This is a genomic window from Streptomyces sp. NPDC001890, assembly GCF_042891445.1.
GTDB lineage: Bacteria > Actinomycetota > Actinomycetes > Streptomycetales > Streptomycetaceae > Streptomyces.
In genome coordinates, this window is sequence record NZ_JBIATE010000014.1 from 103071 (window position 1) to 119488 (window position 16418).

The 16418-nt window shown below is 70.8% G+C and carries 16 protein-coding genes and 1 pseudogene; 10 read left to right on the forward strand and 7 right to left on the reverse strand.

Going from position 1 to position 16418, the window contains the following annotated elements; all coding sequences use genetic code 11:
* Nucleotides 1-51: 51 nt before the first annotated feature.
* Nucleotides 52-360, reverse strand: a complete 309-nt coding sequence (locus tag ACFYY1_RS28115) for a hypothetical protein (protein ID WP_388590571.1) — start codon at nt 358-360, stop codon at nt 52-54.
* A gap of 110 nt (nt 361-470) precedes the next feature.
* On the opposite strand from ACFYY1_RS28115, the gene ACFYY1_RS28120 reads away from it, so the two are divergent.
* On the forward strand, nt 471-1373 hold the full coding sequence (locus ACFYY1_RS28120; RefSeq protein WP_388590573.1) for an oxygenase MpaB family protein: 903 nt from the start codon (nt 471-473) through the stop codon (nt 1371-1373).
* A 2-nt stretch (nt 1374-1375) separates the two neighbouring features.
* Here the strand turns inward: ACFYY1_RS28120 and ACFYY1_RS28125 are convergent.
* Nucleotides 1376-1630 (reverse strand): annotated as a pseudogene (locus ACFYY1_RS28125) (class I SAM-dependent methyltransferase); the annotation flags it as partial.
* A gap of 170 nt (nt 1631-1800) precedes the next feature.
* On the opposite strand from ACFYY1_RS28125, the gene ACFYY1_RS28130 reads away from it, so the two are divergent.
* The 4 genes from ACFYY1_RS28130 (at nt 1801) to ACFYY1_RS28145 (ending at nt 6330) form a co-directional block, all read left to right on the forward strand.
* The gene (locus ACFYY1_RS28130; RefSeq protein WP_388590574.1) at nt 1801-2712 is read left to right on the forward strand and encodes an MHYT domain-containing protein; all 912 of its coding nucleotides are present in this window, start codon (nt 1801-1803) and stop codon (nt 2710-2712) included.
* Between the two features lie 90 nt (nt 2713-2802).
* Entirely contained in the window at nt 2803-5436 is a 2634-nt protein-coding gene (locus ACFYY1_RS28135; RefSeq protein WP_388590575.1) for a nitrate- and nitrite sensing domain-containing protein, read from the forward strand.
* A complete protein-coding gene (locus ACFYY1_RS28140; RefSeq protein ID WP_388590576.1) occupies nt 5433-5870 on the forward strand; it encodes a roadblock/LC7 domain-containing protein in 438 nt (145 codons plus the stop codon). Before ACFYY1_RS28135 ends, ACFYY1_RS28140 begins: the two co-directional genes overlap by 4 nt.
* A 22-nt stretch (nt 5871-5892) precedes the next feature.
* On the forward strand, nt 5893-6330 hold the full coding sequence (locus ACFYY1_RS28145) for a DUF742 domain-containing protein (RefSeq protein ID WP_388590578.1): 438 nt from the start codon (nt 5893-5895) through the stop codon (nt 6328-6330).
* Nucleotides 6331-6442: 112 nt separating this feature from the next.
* On the opposite strand, the gene ACFYY1_RS28150 is transcribed toward ACFYY1_RS28145, so the two are convergent.
* Nucleotides 6443-7018 carry a TerD family protein gene (locus tag ACFYY1_RS28150; RefSeq protein ID WP_388590580.1) on the reverse strand — a complete coding sequence of 192 codons (576 nt, stop codon included), beginning with the start codon at nt 7016-7018 and terminating at the stop codon, nt 6443-6445.
* Between the two features lie 158 nt (nt 7019-7176).
* Nucleotides 7177-7365: a Sec-independent protein translocase subunit TatA gene (gene tatA / locus ACFYY1_RS28155; protein ID WP_388590581.1), complete on the reverse strand. Its 189-nt coding sequence runs from the start codon at nt 7363-7365 to the stop codon at nt 7177-7179.
* 192 nt (nt 7366-7557) lie between these two features.
* On the opposite strand from tatA, the gene ACFYY1_RS28160 reads away from it, so the two are divergent.
* Nucleotides 7558-9060, forward strand: coding sequence for an LCP family protein (locus ACFYY1_RS28160; RefSeq protein WP_388590583.1), 1503 nt, complete (start codon nt 7558-7560; stop codon nt 9058-9060).
* Nucleotides 9061-9088: 28 nt separating this feature from the next.
* Here the strand turns inward: ACFYY1_RS28160 and ACFYY1_RS28165 are convergent, their stop codons facing one another.
* From ACFYY1_RS28165 to ACFYY1_RS28175, 3 genes are all read right to left on the reverse strand, one after another.
* Complete coding sequence (locus tag ACFYY1_RS28165) at nt 9089-9574, reverse strand: GNAT family N-acetyltransferase (protein WP_388590584.1); 486 nt, start codon at nt 9572-9574, stop codon at nt 9089-9091.
* Nucleotides 9575-9663: 89 nt separating this feature from the next.
* On the reverse strand, nt 9664-12390 hold the full coding sequence (gene mgtA / locus ACFYY1_RS28170; protein WP_388590586.1) for a magnesium-translocating P-type ATPase: 2727 nt from the start codon (nt 12388-12390) through the stop codon (nt 9664-9666).
* Nucleotides 12374-12688, reverse strand: a complete 315-nt coding sequence (locus ACFYY1_RS28175) for an ArsR/SmtB family transcription factor (RefSeq protein WP_388590747.1) — start codon at nt 12686-12688, stop codon at nt 12374-12376. Before ACFYY1_RS28175 ends, mgtA begins: the two co-directional genes overlap by 17 nt.
* Before the next feature lie 454 nt (nt 12689-13142).
* Here ACFYY1_RS28175 and ACFYY1_RS28180 point away from each other — a divergent pair, with 454 nt between their 5' ends.
* The 4 genes from ACFYY1_RS28180 (at nt 13143) to ACFYY1_RS28195 (ending at nt 16247) form a co-directional block, all read left to right on the forward strand.
* Nucleotides 13143-13769 (forward strand): ATP/GTP-binding protein, encoded by a 627-nt coding sequence (locus ACFYY1_RS28180; protein WP_388590588.1) that lies wholly within the window; start codon nt 13143-13145, stop codon nt 13767-13769.
* Nucleotides 13770-13910: 141 nt separating this feature from the next.
* Entirely contained in the window at nt 13911-14324 is a 414-nt protein-coding gene (locus ACFYY1_RS28185; RefSeq protein WP_388590590.1) for a roadblock/LC7 domain-containing protein, read from the forward strand.
* 155 nt (nt 14325-14479) lie between these two features.
* Nucleotides 14480-15637 carry a DUF6397 family protein gene (locus ACFYY1_RS28190; RefSeq protein ID WP_388590592.1) on the forward strand — a complete coding sequence of 386 codons (1158 nt, stop codon included), beginning with the start codon at nt 14480-14482 and terminating at the stop codon, nt 15635-15637.
* A 121-nt stretch (nt 15638-15758) separates the two neighbouring features.
* Nucleotides 15759-16247 (forward strand): GNAT family N-acetyltransferase, encoded by a 489-nt coding sequence (locus ACFYY1_RS28195; RefSeq protein WP_388590594.1) that lies wholly within the window; start codon nt 15759-15761, stop codon nt 16245-16247.
* The last annotated feature ends 171 nt before the right edge of the window (nt 16248-16418 follow it).

Here is a 16418-nt window from a genome sequence, read left to right on the forward strand (position 1 = left end):
AGGCCCTGACAAGGCAGGATGTCGGGCCCGCGCGCGGCCGGACGGCGCCCGTCATTGCACGGGCAGCCCCAGCAGGGTTCGGGCCACGGTCTCGGGCGATTCGCCGCGCTCGCGGGCCAGCGCGATGACGGCTCGGCAGGCCAGTTCACTGACGCCGAAGGAGAGCGCCTCGGGTGACACCCAGCCACTCGCCTCGTCGATCCGTGGCTGATCCTCCTCCACGGATGCCGAGACGAAGGTGGCGGCCGCCTCGAAGAGGTTGTGCTGCTTGCGCCGGTCCTCCTTGGAGGGCGCTGCGGGCCGGTCCTCCTTCCGGTCGGAGGTGACGACCTTCCGCAGGCTGCCGATTATGTCGATCATGGGGACCGCCTTCCCGAGGAACTCTGAGTGCGTGACATGCCGTACCTGTTTGCGGTGTTCCCCGTCGACGTAGGGTTGGACCTTCGGCGCCGATACAAGGGGGCAGTGCGGTGAAGCGGTACGACCGACTGAGGGAGATCCAGCGTCTCGATCCGGAGCGGGACTTCCTTCGAATCTACCGGATCACGGCCACCTACGAGTTTCCCTGGGACATCACCAGAGCGCTCGAACTGGCCCTGTACCGCACCTATGCCGTACCCAGTATCGGCCGACTCCTCGCTCGGACCGCCGAGCTGACCGACCGTTCGCAGAAGCGGTACGACGACACCGCGCTGCTCCTCGACACCGTTCTGGAACACGGCTTCGAGAGCGATGCGGGGCGTACGGCACTCCGCCGGATCAACCAGATGCACCGCAGCTACGACATCAGCAACGACGACATGCGTTATGTGCTGTGCACCTTCGTCGTCACCCCGAAGCGCTGGCTCGACTCCTACGGCTGGCGCCGGCTCTCCGATCACGAACTGCGGGCGTTCGCCGCCTACTACCGGGTCCTGGGCGCGCACATGGGCATCAAGGAACTGCCGCAGACGTACGAGGAGTTCGAGCGCACCCTCGACGCCTACGAGGCCGAACACTTCGGCTGGGACGAAGGGGGACGCAGCGTCTCCGACGCCACGCTGGACCTGATGAGCTCCTGGTACCCGCGCCCGCTGGCCCCCGTCGCGCGGAAGTTCGCCCTCGCGCTGCTCGACGACTCCCTGCTGCGCGCCTTCCGGTACGAACGCCCCGGCGCAGCGGCCCGCAAGCTCACGCACGGTGCGCTGCGGCTGAGGGCGCGCGCGGTGCGTCTCCTGTCGCCGCGTTCCACCCCGCACTACGCCCGGCAGAACCCGGAGATCAAGGGATATCCGGACGGCTACGAGGTCTCCGGGCTGGGGACGTTCCCGGTCCCGGGCGTCGGAGGCTGCCCGATCCCGCACAACCGGCGTTCCGACGCGCCGGTGGAGTGAACCGCCCGTACGGCCTTCTCCAGCATCGCCAACGTCAGGTCCACGCCCACGACCGTGCCCCGCGGCCCGACCGCCGCCCGCAGGGCGGGAAGCGCCCGTCCCGTGCCGCAGCCGGCGTCGAGCACCGCGTCGCCCGGGTGCAGCGAGAGGGCGCCGACGGCCGCGTCGTAGGCGGGCCCGTCGTCCGGGAAGCGGGCGTCCCAGCCCGCCGCGCGGGCTGCGAAGAACTCCTGGACGTGTGTGTGGTCATCGGTCATACAGACATGATCGCGTAGTTGCCGATGGAGCGAAACGGAGCGAAACGTCGGGAAATGAGGTGGGTGTTCGAGCTCTGGCCGATCGTTCGGCAACCTCTCTCTGTCATATTCCGGCAGTTTCGAAATGCGCCCCTGGCGCGCGCCTCCATCGCGGCTAGCGTCCCCGGTCCATGGGACACCTGGACCACGCCTCCTTCGGCTGGCTGACACCCGCGCTGTCGTACGTCATGGCGTGCGTCGGCGCGGCTCTCGGCCTGAGCTGCACCGTGCGCGCTCTCGACTCGACCGGCCGTTCGCGCCGCAACTGGCTGATCACGGCTGCGTCCGCCATCGGCTCGGGCATCTGGACCATGCACTTCGTCGCGATGCTCGGATTCGGAGTGAGCGGAACGGACATCCGCTACGACGTACCCTTGACCCTCCTCAGTCTGCTCGGCGCCATGGTGGTGGTCGGCGGCGGTGTCTTCGCCGTCGGCTACGGCCGCGACCGGACCAGGGCACTGCTGCTCGGCGGGCTCGCCACCGGACTCGGCGTCGCCAGCATGCACTACCTCGGCATGGCGGCACTTCGTCTGCACGGCACGGTCCACTACGACCCGCTGCGGGTCGCGCTCTCCGTCGCCATCGCGGTCGCGGCGGCGACCGCGGCGCTGTGGGCCGCACTCAACATCAAGTCGTCCCGGGCCGTCGCGCCGGCCTCCCTCGTCATGGGCGCCGCGGTCAGCAGCATGCACTACACCGGAATGTTCGCGGTCTCCGTACGGGTCGCACCCTCCGGGGAGGGCCTGCCCGGCGCCACCACCATGCAGTTCATCTTCCCCCTGGCCGTAGGACTCGGCTCGTACCTCTTCCTGACCTCGGCATTCGTCGCACTTTCTCCGACCGCCGGGGAGCGCGCCGCCTACGCCTTCGCCGAACGCACCGAAACACCCGCTGACCCGGACCCCATCACTGCCCCACAGGGCTTCACCGGGCGCGGCGCCACCTTCCGGTCACGGCGCGGCGGCCTCGGGGCCCCTGAAAACTCGCCCGCATCCCGGCCCGTCTCCAGCCCTTGGGACCGGCGTACCACCCGCCCCTGAAATCGGCGTACCGCCCGCCCCTGGAACCGGCGTCATCCGTCGCCCGGAAACCGCGACACACCCAGCACCCACACTCGGAACGAGGAGGCCATGCGCCCACCCCGCACGACCCCGGAACCCGGTGAGCCGGCCACTGCCCAGCCACCGCGAGGCCGCCGCGCACACGCGGGCCCACCGGCCGACGAGAGCACCGAGCACGACCTGCGGCCGCTGCGGACACCGGCCCCGCCCGCGCCGCGAGACCGGTGGACCCTGCGCCCCAGGACCGTACGCGCGAAGATCATCTCGTTGCTGATGGTGCCCGTGGTCTCGCTGCTCGCCCTGTGGGGATTCGCCACCGTCACCACCGCCCAGGACGTGGCACGCCTGCGCCGGCTGGAGCAGGTCGACGACGAGGTCCGGGCCCCCATCTCCACCGCGGTCGCGGCGCTCCAGAGCGAACGCCGGGAAGCCGTGCTCCAGAGCGCCGCGCCCAGCAGCGCCCAGGCCGCACTGCTGGAACGCCGGGTCCGACGCACCGACCAGGCACTCGCAGCCCTGAGGCTCGACAGCGGCCACACCATCGCCGACACCGGCAACGTCCCGTCCGAGGTCGCCGACCGGCTCGACGGCTTCCTCGGCCTCACCCGGAACCTGCGCACCGTTGGACGAGCCGACGGACAGGCCGACGGCGCCGCGAGCGACGCGAGCGCCGTGTACGACCGGTACACCGAAGCCGTCGCCGCGGCCCTGGGAGTCTCCGGCGCACTCACCGCGGTCCAGGACGACGCCGGCGGCTCCGACGCCCGCGTGCCGCTCGAACTGGCGCGCGCCGACGAGATGCTGGCCCGTGAGGACGCCCTGCTGACCGCCGCCGCCCGCACCGGAACGCTCAAGGGCACCCAACTGCGCCTGTTCACCGGCGCGGTGGAGACCCGCAGAAACCTCACCGAGACCGCGGGAACGGACCTCCCCGCCCCCGAACGCGCCGCCTGGCAGCGCCTCACCACAGGCCCCGCCCACCGGCAGGTCCGGGCCGCCGAGGACAAGGTGCTCGCCGCATCCGCCGGACGCGGGGCCGCGCGGGCCGTACCGGCCGACGACTGGGAACGGGCGGTCGAACGAGTCCGGACCGAGGCCCGCACCCTTCAGATCACCGCCGCCCAGAACACCGCAGGTCGCTCGACCCCGCTCGCCCGAGGACTGTTCACCCCGTCCGGAGCCGCCGTCCTGTTCGGCTGCGTAGCCGTCACGGCCTCCCTGGTGATCTCTGTACGCATCGGCCGGGCGCTCGTCGTCGAACTCGTCGGCCTCCGCAACGGCGCCCTGGAGATCGCCCGCCGCAAGCTGCCCCGGGCCATGCAACGACTGCGCTCAGGTCAGGAGCTCGACATCGGCGCCGAGGCCCCGCAGGGCCCGGCCGCCCACGACGAGATCGCCCAGGTCGCCGAGGCCCTCGGCACGGTGCACCGGGCGGCCCTCGGCGCAGCCGTCGAACGGGCCGAACTCGCCGACGGCATCTCCGGAGTCTTCGTCAACCTGGCCCGGCGCAGCCAGGTGCTGGTCCACCGCCAGCTCAACCTGCTCGACACCATGGAACGCCGCGCCGACGACCCCGACGAGCTGAGCGATCTCTTCCGGCTGGACCACCTCACCACCAGGATGAGGCGGCACGCCGAGAGCCTGATCATCCTGTCCGGCGCGGCACCGGGGCGCGCCTGGCGGATGCCCGTACCGCTGACCGACGTCGTACGGGCCGCCGTGTCCGAGATCGAGGACTACGCCCGGACCGAGATACGGCAGCTTCCCGACGCCGCCGTGCAGGGCACAGCCGTGGCCGACCTCACCCATCTGCTCGCCGAACTCATCGAGAACGCCGCACAGTTCTCACCGCCCCACACCAAGGTACGCATCAGCGGCGAACCCGTGGGCAACGGCTACGCCCTGGAGATCGAGGACCGAGGTCTCGGCATGGGCGAGGAACTGCTCGGCGTGGCGAACCGACGCATCGAGCAGGCCGAGGCGCTCGATCTCTTCGACAGCGACCGGCTCGGACTCTTCGTCGTCAGCAGGCTCGCCGTGCGGCACCACATCAAGGTCCAGTTGCGTACGTCCGCGTACGGCGGCACGACCGCGGTGGTGCTGCTGCCCACCGCACTGCTGCAGAGCGCGCTGCCGCCCGCCGGGCGCCCGCCCGCCGGAGACCCGGACGCCGAGCGGAACGCCATGGGCCGACGCGAAGACGCCCACGACCGTCCGCCCTTCGGTCCCGGCACAGGCTCCCCCACGAGCCCTGGCGCCCGTGCCGCCCGGCCGACGACCACCGCCTTTCCACCACCGGCGCATGCACCCGCGCTCGACGCCGCTCGCGATCCGGGGTCCCTCTCCGGCCCCGCCACCGCCACCGTCACCGCGCTGCGCAGCCGTCCTGGTCGAGCGGACCAGCCCTCCGGTGCCCTGTCCCGCACGGAACCGCCGCCCGACGAGGACACGCTGCCGCGCCGGGTACGGCAGGCCAGTCTCGTTCCGCAGCTCCGCGAAGAACCCCGTCCCGGCGAACCACCGCCCGGCGAGGACCCTGACGGCATCGTCCGGCCTCCGCGCCTCACCCCCGAGCAGGCCAGGGAGCGGATGACCGCCTACCGCAACGGGTGGTTGCGCGGCGGCGGAACGGTTCCCGGCACGTCCGCGCCCCGGCCCGATGCCACAGACCCGCGTCCACGCACCGAAGGAGACCCTGAATGATCGCGAACGAGAGGGGCACCGGGCGCCATGCCTCCGGCGAACTCGACTGGCTGCTGGACGACCTGGTGAACCGGGTCGGCGAGGTCCGGCACGCTGTCGTGCTCTCCAACGACGGCCTTGCCGTGGGCGCCTCCAACGCGCTCAGCCGGGAGGACGCCGATCATCTCGCCGCGGTGGCCTCCGGATTCCACAGCCTCGCCAAGGGCGCGGGTCGCCACTTCGAGGCCGGGGACGTACGACAGACCATGGTCGAGATGGACGAGGGTTTCCTGTTCGTGGCGGCGGCCGGCGACGGATCGTGCCTCGCCGTGCTCAGTACGGCCTTCGCCGATATCGGCCTGGTCGCCTACGAGATGGCCCGGCTCGTCAAACGCGTCGGCGAGCATCTCCGTACCCCGGCGCGGTTCGCCGCACCCCCGCCGACGGCCGGCTGAGCGGGCGGAGGAGGCCGTGCCCATGAACGATGACGGCCCGGGAGACACCCCGCTGCTTCAGGGATCCTGCCTGCTTCCGGGCAGCCAGTGGTACGACGCCGAGGCCGGCCCACTGGTGCGTCCGTACGCGGTGACGGGCGGCCGGACCGAACCGGGCCCCAGCGGGGTGCGGTTCGACCTGATCGCGCTCGTCACCCTCGACGACAACGCACCGACCGACCCACCGGAGGGGCGCCATCTCGGCCCCGAACACCGGGCCCTGCTCACGCTCTGCCGGTCGCGAACCCAGTCCGTCGCGGAACTCTCGGCCGATGCGGACCTTCCCGTGGGCGTCGTCCGCGTACTCCTCGGCGACCTGCTGGAAGCGGGCCGCGTACGCGTCAGCCGTCCCGTTCCGCCCGCGCAGTTGCCCGACGAGCACATCCTGCGTGAGGTGATCAACGGCTTGCGGGCCCTGTAGAAGCGCACCGAGCCGCCGGGTCGCCGAGCGGGCGGGCCGCACGGGCCCTGCCACCCGCTCCGGCGGAGGGGGAGCAGAGCCCGTGCCCGTTGTACGCGGGGTTTCGCCCGGGTCAGACGTTGACGCCGTAGTCGGAAGCGATGCCGGCCAGGCCCGAGGCGTAACCCTGGCCGACCGCGCGGAACTTCCACTCCGCACCGTGCCGGTACAGCTCGCCGAAGACCATGGCGGTCTCCGTCGACGCGTCCTCACTGAGGTCGTAACGGGCCAGCTCGACGCCGTTCGCCCGGTTCACCACGCGGATGAACGCGTTGCGGACCTGGCCGAAGCTCTGCCCACGGCTCTGCGCGTCATGTATGGAGACCGGAAAGACGATCTTGGCCACGTCCGACGGGACGGCCGACAGGTCCACATTGATGGACTCGTCGTCGCCGTCGCCCTCACCGGTCAGGTTGTCGCCGGTGTGCTGGACCGAACCGTCCGGGCTCGTCAGGTTGTTGTAGAAGACGAAGTGCAGATCGGAGAGGACCTTGCCCGCGTCCGAGCACAGCAGCGCGCTCGCGTCCAGGTCGTGGTCCGCGCCCGTCGTCGTCCGTACGTCCCAGCCCAGGCCGACCGTCACTGCGGTCAGGCCGGGTGCCTCCTTCGACAAGGAGACGTTGCCGCCCTTGGCCAGGGTCACACCCATGAACATCCTCCATTGATCCAGTGGTCCAGCGGTTCGGCGAACGGCGCTGCTGCGGCCGCCCCCTGGTCAACGACGGCGCCGTGACCATGGTTCCCTCGCTTGCGCAAGCCTTGAAGTGAACGTCCGCGTGACGTGCCGTACGTTGGTGGCTCGGTGCCCTAGGCGGGTGGGTCGGCACGGGGTACCTGTACATCGGTCTCCTTCATGGCCTTCGCCTCACTCTTCAGGATCCGCATGGATTTTCCCAGGGCTCGGGCCGCGTCCGGCAGCTTCTTCGAACCGAACAGGACGATCACCACGATCGCCAGGATCAACAGATGCCAGGGTTCGAGGCCGTTGCGCAACATGTATGTCCCGCCCTTCCTTTCGGTGTTCTGGCCGGAGTTTTCGCCCGGAGTTCGCGGACAGTGCTTCAAGCTGGCTGTAGGCAGGTCCGATGATCCGCCCGGACATCAATACTTGCTACATTGCGCAACTGTACAACCATGGGGTGGTGGAGCACGTCTTCCCCCATGGGAACCGGACGGACGGGGTGGCCGATGACGGGAAGTCGTAATGCGGGAGCGGGCAGGGGAAGGGCCGCCCGCCTGCGCCGGACAGCCGTGTTCGGGCTGTCGTTCCTCGTCCTGCTGGTCGCGGGCGTCGGGTGGGGCTACCTCAAACTCGGCGGCAGCATCGACACCTTCAGCGCGGACGGCATCTCCGACGACCGGCCGCCCGGTTCCTCACAGGGGCAGAACGTCCTGGTCATCGGATCGGACTCGCGCTCGGGCGACAACAGCGGACTCGGCGGCGGCACCGGCGCCGTGGGGCGCTCGGACACCGCGTTCCTCCTCCATGTGTACGGCGACCACGAGCACGCGGTCGCCGTGTCCATTCCGCGTGATGCGCTGGTCGACATCCCGGCCTGCAAGGGGCCCGGCGGCCAGTGGACCGCCCCCCAGCACGACGTGATGTTCAACGGGGCGTTCTCGGTGGGGGAGACGGCCGAAGGGAACCCGGCCTGCACCCAGAACACCGTCGAACACCTCACCGGCCTGCGCGTCGACCACACCGTCGTCATCGACTTCGCCGGATTCTCCGCGCTGACCTCGGCCGTCGGCGGCGTCCCGGTCTGTTTGCCCCAGGACATCTACCAGCGCGACCTCAGCCCGAAGCGCACCACCCGAGGGGAAAAAATCTTCACGAAGGGCCCGCAGACCGTCTCCGGTCAGCAGGCACTCGACTACGTCCGGCTGCGGCACGGCATCGGCGACGGCTCGGACATAGGGCGTATCAAACGGCAGCAGGCCTTCGTCGCCTCCCTCATCAAGAGGGTCAAGTCCCGGGGAATGAACCCCACCACGCTCCTTCCCCTGGCCAACGCGGCCACCGACGCGATGACCGTCGACCCCGGGCTCGGATCGGCCGACCGGCTGCTGTCGTTCGCCCTGTCGATGAAGAAGGTCGACCTGCACAACACCAAGTTCGTGACCGTGCCCTGGCGTTACGAGGGGGCCCGCGTCGCGATCGTCGAGCCGGACGCGGACGCGCTCTGGGCCGCGCTCAAGGCCGACCGCACGGTCGACGGCAGGGACGCCAGCGGCAAGGGACCGGGCAGGTCCTCGGACAGGGGCGACGGGAAGGACAGCCGCCCGGCGTCGCCTGCGGCGGACGCTCCGGTCTCCGGCAAGGGAATCAGCGTCGCCGTCTACAACGGAACCACGGTCCAGGGACTCGCCGCCCAGGCTGCCGAGTTCCTGCGCTCCCGGGACTTCACCGTCACCACCACGGCCACCGCGAGCAGCCAGGACCACACCTCGACCGTGATCGAGTACGGGCCCGGACTGCGGAACGAGGCGGAAACCACCGCGCGGCTCTTCGCGGGGGCACGGACGACGGCGTCCGGCACCGCAGGAATCCAGGTGGTCCTGGGCAGTTCCTACGCGCGGAACCCCTCGGCCTCACCCGGGGCGCCGACCTCCTCCACCCTTCCGTCCCACGTCGCCGACGAGGCCCGGTCGGCCGACGACGACCCGTGCGCGGACCTCTCGTACGGCTGACCGGCCATCAGGAGCGCGACGGCGTGGCTCAGCGCGACGGCCCGGCCGTCCGGAGCTGCAACGCCGGGTGACGGGGGGCCGCGAAGCCGTACGACTCGTACAGCGCGGCCCCGTCCTCGGTGGCGTTCAGATTGATCACCGTGACCCCGGCCTCCTCGCGGAACCAGGTGAGCAGGGCGTCGAGGCAGATCCGGGCATGACCCCGACGGCGCCGTCGGGGGTCGGTGCTGACATTGGAGACGTGCCCCTGCAGACCGCTCGGGTTCGCCGGGCCGGGGGCGTGCTCGTCGCACGTCCCGACCGCACTGGCGACGACGCCGAGCACCGGATCGTCGACCAGGAACGCGGCGAACAGGTCCGGCCGGCGCAGCCGCTCGGCGAACCACTGCGCGGAGGCCGCCCGCCACGGCGCGTCCGGGCCGCCCGTCTCCACCCCCATCCCGTCCAGCATCAGCCCGCGCAGCCGGACCAACGCGGGCACGTCGTCGAGCGTGGCCCGACGGGCACGCGCCACCGGCACACCGTGGAGACCGTTACCGGTACCGGTACCGGTACTGGTACCGGACTCGATGCCGGGCCCGGGACGGTAGGGGTGCGACGGGGTCACGACCGGCTCCACTTCTGCTCGTAGCGGGTCCGGGCAGCCCGCAAGCCGTATGAGTACAGCGCCAGCACCGTCGCCAGCAACAGGTAATAGAGCGGCGGCAGCGCGCTCATGCCCAGCAGCCCGCCGAGCGGGGTGAGCGGCAGCAGCAGGCCCACCACGGCGAGACCGCACGCGGCCACCCGCAGCGGACCGCCGCCGTGACCGCCGACAACCCGCCCGCCCGTCCGGAGCAGCAGCATCACCAGGGCCTGGGTCAGCAGGTTCTCGGTGAACCATCCCGAGTGGAAGGCCTCCTGCCCGCCCGACGTCGCGGAACCGTGCAGGGCGACGGCCAGCACGGTGAACGTCGCCAGGTCGGCGGTGGCGTTCAGCAGACCGAAGCCCGTGATGAAGTGGAGGAAGTCGCGAGGACGCAGCGCCGTGGGCCAACGCAGCACCTCGGACGCGGGCCGGTCGTAGGTGAACGCGAGCTGCGCCGCGTCGAAGCACAGATTCTGCACCAGGACCTGTGCCGGAAGCATCGGCAGGAACGGCAGCATCAGCCCCGCGGCGAGCATCGCGATGACGTTGCCGAGGTTCGACGAGAGCGTGATGCGCAGATACGTGGCGATGTTCCCGCTGGAGTGGCGGCCCGCGGTGATCGCGTGATCGATGGCCGCGAGGTCCTTTTCGGCGAGGACCACGTCCGCGGTCTCCCGCGCCACGTCGACCGCGTTGCGCGGACAGATGCCGACGTCCGCAGTGTGCATCGCGGGGAGGTCGTTGACCCCGTCACCGAGGAACCCCGTGGTCCGCCCGGCGGCGCGCAACGCCGACACGATCCGGGCCTTGTGTTCCGGCGTGCAGCGGGCGAAGACCGTGACCCCGTCGGCGGCCTCCGCGAGCCTCTCGTCCGACAGCGCGTCGATCCGCTCCGCGGACATGACCTCGCCCGGATCGAGTCCGAGATCCCGGCAGGTGCGGGCGACGGTGCCAGGAGCGTCACCGGTGAGGACCTTGACGGTGATGCCCCGGTCGTCGAGCGCTTCCAGGGCGTCCGACGCGCTCGGTGTGAGCGCGTCCCGCAGAGTGACGAAGCCGAGGAACGTCAGCCCCCTCTCGTCGGCCGTGGAGTACGCACGCTGCCGGGCCGGGCGCTCGGTGCGGGCCACGGCGATCAACCGTAGACCGCCCGCGGTCTCACGGGCGGCGAGTTCGCCCAGCCGGATCCGTTCGGCCTCCTCCAGCGAGCACCGTTCGAGCACCGCCTCGACGGCCCCCTTGGTCACGAGAGTGTGGACGCCGAGCCTGCCGGGGCGGCGGACGACCGCGGTGGCGAGGCGGCGCACCGGATCGAACGGAAGCGCGGCGACGCCCTCGTACGCGGACAGTGGCTCCTCCCGCTGCTCGGCCGCGTCGAGGACCGCCTCGTCCAGTGCGTCGGGGGCGGGCAGATCGGCCAGCTGGAGCGTCCACAGCGCGTTGACCGCGGCCCAGTGCAGTGCCTCGGGATCGGAGCGGCCCGACATGTCCAGCGAACTGTCGACGACCGGCCGGTCCTGGGTGAGGGTTCCGGTCTTGTCCACGCACAGCACATCGATCGCGCCGAGGTCGTGCAGTGCGGGCAGCCGTTTGACGATCACCCCATGGTCCCTGGCGAGCAGCGAAGCACCCCTGGCCAGTGCCGTCGTGACGATCACCGGCAGCATCTCCGGAGTCAGCCCGACGGCCACCGCGACGGCGAACGGCAGCGTCTCCAGACCGCGGCCGCGCAGCGCCGCGTTGGCCATGAGCACCAGGGGCGGGGTGAGCAGCATGAAGCGGATCAGCGTCCAGGAGATCCCGTGCACCGAACGGTCGAAGGCACTGGTCCCGCGGCGGCGGGCCGAACCGTCGTACGCGGTGGCGAACCGCGTCTGCGCACCCGTCGCCGTCACCACCGCCGTACCGCTGCCGGAGGCCACGCTGCTGCCCTGGAAACACAGCTCCGGCCGGGCGAACGGCCCTTCCCCGGCGTCGCCTCCGGGGCCGGCGGCGGCGCGGAGCCGGGACGGCGTGTCCACGGGGCGCTTGGCGACCGGCACCGACTCGCCGGTGAGTGCCGACTGATGAACGGTCAGGCCGCTCGCACGCAGCAGCCGCACATCGGCGGGTACGAGATCGCCCGGACCGAGCCGGATCACATCACCCGGCACCAGCTCCCCGACCGGAAGCTCACGGGCCCGCGGCGCGGCATCCGGCCCCGAGCGGCGCAGTACGGTCGCGGTGGTCGCCACCAGCTCCCGCAGCGCGGCCGTGGACCGGTCCGCCCGGTGCTCCTCCGCGGAACGCAGCAGACAGCTGACCACCACGAGCGCCAGCGTCACGCACGCCGTGCCCCATGAGGCCACCGCTGCCGAGACCAGGCCCAGACACAGGAGGACCGAGGTGAACGGGTCGCGCAGACTGCGCAGGAAACGGCGGGACCAGGAGACCGGGCGCCAGGCCGGCAGCGTGTTCTCGCCGTACCGCGCCAGCCGTTCCCCGGCCTGCTGCTCAAGCAGCCCCCTCGGTCCGCTGTCCAGCGAGCGCAGCACCTGCAAGGAGGTCGGTGCGGCAGCCGTGGAGGCGTCGGCACGGTCATCGGGAGCGGCGCCCCGCCCGGCCTTCGCACCGGCTATCGGTACGACGACGGCGGAGGGCGCATCGAGGCCGTCGGTGCTGCCGGGACCTGCGGCGGCACTGCCCTCAGGCACCGAGCCCACGGAGGCGTGAGGGCTTTGCGGGCGTGTGTCCGGCACGCTCCGCGAGCTGGCCGACCATCAGCCGGACGACGGTCACCACATCGGGATCGTCGACCAGATACACCTGCCGGCGGCCTTCGCGCCGGGACCGCACGAGACCCGCCAGCTTGAGCTTTGTCAGGTGCTGGCTCACCGAGGGAAGGGTGCCGCCCACCCGGTCCGCGAGCCCGGTCACATCGCTCTCGCCCTGGGACAGGGCCCATACGATGTGCAGCCGCGCCGGCGTCGCCAGGAGGCCGAAGGCCGCCGCGGCCTCCATCAGTACCTCCGCGGGCGGATCCTCGAAACCGCCGTCGGCAGCTCTCGACACTCTTGCTCTCCCTGTCCGCGTGGCCCGATTCCTCGTACCCGATTCCTCACACCCGAAGCCTTCAGTGTAGGCGCCGGACGTCCGCCGCCCGCGGGCCCCTGAGCGGACGGACCGGGAGCGGCGGGCATCGCCCCGGTGATCGGGGGACATGGCCGGGGGAGAGGTGCCGGATGGCGGACCGATCCGATTGTGAGCCGATCCGGGCAGCGAAATGATCCGGACTTGTCACATCACCAAGAAATCGAACTCACCCCGTGGCGAGGGTTCTTCTTTGCCATGCTGTCGGCCTGCGCAGGCGGGAACTGGGTGTGCGATGGCCGGAGAACCTGGCATCCGAGTGCCCTGAGACGGATCCGACCTGCGCATTCGATGCCCAGCGACGCACTGGTGAGAGAAGTGATCGATGCCTTCCGAGCACGTTGACAACACACACGGGGAGACGGTCGGGGAGGCCGCGGGGGCCGATGCCCTCGCGCTGAAGATATTGGTCGCCGGAGGCTTCGGCGTCGGGAAGACCACACTGGTCGGTGCCGTCAGTGAGATCCGGCCACTGCGGACGGAGGAATTTCTCAGCGAGGCGGGGCAGTCGGTCGACGACACGGACGGGGTCGATCAGAAGACCACCACCACCGTCGCCATGGACTTCGGACGGATCACCATCAGGTCCGGCCTCTCGCTCTATCTTTTCGGTACGCCGGGACAGGACCGCTTCTGGTTCCTGTGGGACGAACTCTCCCAGGGGGCGCTCGGTGCCGTCGTCCTGGCCGATACCCGTCGACTGGAGGACTGCTTCCCGGCCGTCGACTACTTCGAGCACCGCCGCATTCCCTTCGTCGTCGCGGTCAACCGCTTCGCCGGCGCCCGCGCGTACGGCGAGCACGAGGTGTCCCGCGCTCTCGACCTCGACCTCGGCACACCCGTCGTCCTGTGCGATGCGCGCGACCGGGAGTCCGGCAAGGAGGTGCTGATCCGCATGGTCGAGTACGCAGGCAGGATGCACACCGCCCGGCTCCTCGACTCGGTGAGCTGACCCTCCCCGGGCGCTCGTCCGCCGCGTGATCCGGGGCCGGGACCAAGCCACATGGCGAAGGAATGCTTGCCCCTGCGTGACCTGTGCGCAAGGCTTACGGCAACGGGGCACGGGGAACGTATGAGCGGGGAGGAGCGGGGAATGGCGCTGGACAGGGGACTCGACTGGCTCCTTGACGACCTGACGAACAGGGTCGAGTACATACGGCACGCACTGGTGCTGTCGAACGACGGGCTGGTGACGGGGGCGAGTACGGGCCTGGCCCGTGAGGACGCCGAGCATCTCGCCGCGGTCGCGTCCGGGCTGCACAGCCTGGCCCGTGGGTCGGGGCGCCACTTCCGGGCAGGGAAGGCCCGGCAGACCATGGTGGAGTTCGACGAGGCACTGCTCTTTGTGACGGCGGCAGGGGACGGCAGCTGCCTGTGTGTGCTGAGCGAGGCCGAGGCCGATGTCGGCCAGGTCGCCTACGAGATGACGTTGCTGGTCAACCGGGTCGGTGAGCATCTCGGGGTCGCCGCACGGCAGTCGGCGGGCGAAGAGGCCGACCGCCGCTGACCGGGGCGAGGGGGCTCTGATTCCGGCGGCGGCAGCTCTGATCGCAGCGGGGGCTCTGATCGGGGCGCAGGAGTTATCCACAGGTCGGGCGGGCGAAATCTCTTCCGGGTTACGGTGCTCACAGAGAGTGACCGAGCCTCGCGGGGGAGAGTGTCATGACTGTTGCCGAAGACGTGTGCACGGAGACCACCGGTGTGCCTGCGGAGACCATGCCTGCCGCAGGCACGGTGGCGGTGGGCGCAGCCGCCCAGGAACTCCGGTTGAAGCGCGGCGAGTTCGCGATCGCCGTGCATCTGGGGCTGATCCGCCTGACGGTGCCGCGGGACGGCGGGCGGCCGAGAGTCGGGTGCGAAGAGATCGGGCGGCTCCGGTCGCAGGACGGGTTCCCGGAGGAGCTCCGCGAAAGAGTGCGCACGGTCGGGACGGCGAAGGGGGCTCAGCAGCTCGGGATCAGCCCGGACCGCTTCACCAAACTCGCCCGTGCGGGATGCTTCACGCCGGTCACCTTCTACCTCAACCGGTACCGGGCAATCGTCTGGCTCTATCTCGCCGATGAACTCACGGGGTTCGCCGCCCGCGAATCACAGCTCCTGACCGGCAGGAGTCCGGCCTGGCTGCGTGACCGTCTGCAGGGAGGCGCCGACTGCCGTGCGGTCAACTGGCGCTCGCGCCGGGTCGAACGGCTGCTGAGCCTCATGGAGGATCCATGGGCCCGAGTGGCCGTGCTCGCCGACACGCTGGACCCGGTGCAGTTGGCGGAAGTGGTCGACGACCCGTACGAACGCGCGTACCTCGCCAGGATGCGATCCGGCCCGGCCTTCGGGCCGACCGGGCCGGTCTGGGCGCGGGAGACCACAGCGCGTCTGATGCAGGCCGATGAACCCGACGAGATGTTGTGGCGGCGGGTGAGCCTGATCACGGAGCTGGACAACGCCCGGGAGGCTCGGCAGGCGCCCCGTCCGGGCGGCGACCGGCGCGCCTTCCCCTGTCCGGGAGCCGAGCATGAGCCCGCGCCGGATTCCCGAGCCGATCCGGAACGCGGTCCGGAGTCCGCCGCAGTCCCCGCGCCCCCTCCTGCCACCTCATCGATCCCGGGCGCGACTCCGAGCCCGACTCCGGGCCGGGCCTGGGGTTCGATCCACGGTCCGAGCCCGACCCCAGGGCCGGGTCCGGCGCCCAGTCTTGTTCGGACGCCGGCGGACACATCGGAGCCCGCGGTCGGTCTGCTCGCCCGGATCGGTCTGCGCAGGCGTACGGCCAGGGCTGCGAAACGTCGGCCATCCCCACCGGGACGTGCGCCGTTGGGCGGATGACGAGGAGGAATCGCGCCCACCGCGACCGATGGGGAGACCAGCCGAGCGCGACCGGTGGAGAGCCGGCGGACGGAGGAAAACAGCTCGCGGAAGAAGCGCGGCACCGGGCATTCTGTACCCCATGCTGATCAAGGAAGCCACCACCGAGGACTGGCCCGCCATCTGGCCGTTCTTCCACGAAATCGTTGCCGCGGGGGAGACCTTCACCTACCCGCTCGATCTCGGCGAGGAGGACGCCCGCTCCTGGTGGCTCCTGGAGTCCCCCAACCGTACGGTCGTCGCGGTCGACGACGACGGGACGGTCCTCGGCACGGCCAAGATGAACAACAACCACATGGGCAATGGCTCGCACATCGCCAGTGCCAGTTACATGGTCGATCCCAAGCACGCGGGGCAGGGCGTCGGCCGGGCCTTGTGCGAATACACCCTGGAGTGGGCTCGCACGTCGGGGTTCAGGGCGATGCAGTTCAACGCGGTGGTGGAGACGAACGTCCACGCCGTCGCGCTCTACCGTTCGCTCGGATTCGAGATCCTCGGGACCCTCCCGGAAGGGTTCAACCACCCGGAACGGGGCTTGGTCGGGCTACACATCATGCACCGCCGCCTCTGACAACGGCATCGCCGCTCACGCCGCTCTCCTCGCTCCTCCGCCCGCGGTGTGCCCGCCATGTCCGAACCCGTGGTGGTGCGTGAGCAGTTGGTGTCACAGGTGCTTCGTGGGGCGGGTGCGTGGAGTGTCGGCGGGGGCAGTGCTCTGCGCCCCGCCGCCACTCGGGCGATG

What these genes read in the sequence shown, in the direction of transcription:
- ACFYY1_RS28150 (WP_388590580.1), bottom strand. Translation starts at nt 7,018, where the DNA reads ATGGGTGTGACCCTGGCCAAGGGCGGCAACGTCTCCTTGTCGAAGGAG.
- ACFYY1_RS28135 (WP_388590575.1), top strand. Translation starts at nt 2,803, where the DNA reads ATGCGCCCACCCCGCACGACCCCGGAACCCGGTGAGCCGGCCACTGCC.
- ACFYY1_RS28115 (WP_388590571.1), bottom strand. Translation starts at nt 360, where the DNA reads ATGATCGACATAATCGGCAGCCTGCGGAAGGTCGTCACCTCCGACCGG.
- ACFYY1_RS28185 (WP_388590590.1), top strand. Translation starts at nt 13,911, where the DNA reads ATGGCGCTGGACAGGGGACTCGACTGGCTCCTTGACGACCTGACGAAC.
- ACFYY1_RS28130 (WP_388590574.1), top strand. Translation starts at nt 1,801, where the DNA reads ATGGGACACCTGGACCACGCCTCCTTCGGCTGGCTGACACCCGCGCTG.
- tatA (WP_388590581.1), bottom strand. Translation starts at nt 7,365, where the DNA reads ATGTTGCGCAACGGCCTCGAACCCTGGCATCTGTTGATCCTGGCGATC.
- ACFYY1_RS28180 (WP_388590588.1), top strand. Translation starts at nt 13,143, where the DNA reads ATGCCTTCCGAGCACGTTGACAACACACACGGGGAGACGGTCGGGGAG.
- ACFYY1_RS28195 (WP_388590594.1), top strand. Translation starts at nt 15,759, where the DNA reads ATGCTGATCAAGGAAGCCACCACCGAGGACTGGCCCGCCATCTGGCCG.
- ACFYY1_RS28145 (WP_388590578.1), top strand. Translation starts at nt 5,893, where the DNA reads ATGAACGATGACGGCCCGGGAGACACCCCGCTGCTTCAGGGATCCTGC.
- ACFYY1_RS28140 (WP_388590576.1), top strand. Translation starts at nt 5,433, where the DNA reads ATGATCGCGAACGAGAGGGGCACCGGGCGCCATGCCTCCGGCGAACTC.
- ACFYY1_RS28190 (WP_388590592.1), top strand. Translation starts at nt 14,480, where the DNA reads ATGACTGTTGCCGAAGACGTGTGCACGGAGACCACCGGTGTGCCTGCG.
- ACFYY1_RS28160 (WP_388590583.1), top strand. Translation starts at nt 7,558, where the DNA reads ATGACGGGAAGTCGTAATGCGGGAGCGGGCAGGGGAAGGGCCGCCCGC.
- ACFYY1_RS28175 (WP_388590747.1), bottom strand. Translation starts at nt 12,688, where the DNA reads ATGGAGGCCGCGGCGGCCTTCGGCCTCCTGGCGACGCCGGCGCGGCTG.